Origin of the sequence: Halomonas sp. ND22Bw (assembly GCF_003011945.1) — a bacterium.
Lineage (GTDB): Bacteria > Pseudomonadota > Gammaproteobacteria > Pseudomonadales > Halomonadaceae > Halomonas > Halomonas halophila.
This window is the reverse complement of the sequence record NZ_PXWD01000400.1, coordinates 1-346: the sequence shown is the minus strand read 5'-3', so window position 1 is coordinate 346 and position 346 is coordinate 1. Positions and strand designations below refer to the sequence as shown.

Below are 346 nucleotides of genomic sequence, written 5' to 3'. Positions count from 1 at the left end.
CCGCCAGATGCTGTTCGATCGCCGCGATGACGGTCGGGAGCTTCGCTGACAGGAGGAGCGCCCCGAAGAACCGCTGCTTGCAGCTTTCGAACCGCGAGCGCGCCGCGGCCTTCGCGCCCGAGTTGAGCGTCTTGCCCTCGTTGCCGTCGACGACGCCGGTGAGTTCGAGCGCCTTTTCAAGGCCGCGATGGATGATCGCTTATCGCGAGGAAGCGGTAATGCGGAGGAGCGCGGCGTAACCGGCGAATTCCCATGATAGTGTGCGCAGTTGCTGCGCATTATATTGGTTGCGAACCTCGGCGGTCCCTGGACCAGCTGAGGAGGCAATCATGTTGAAGTTGCATGA

The 346-nt window shown here is 62.1% G+C and carries 1 protein-coding gene; it reads left to right on the top strand.

Annotated elements, in window-relative coordinates:
* Positions 1 to 239: hypothetical protein (locus CVH10_RS26695; RefSeq protein WP_219924821.1), on the top strand; the 239-nt coding region annotated here is incomplete at its 5' end.
* Positions 240 to 346: the final 107 nt, after the last annotated feature.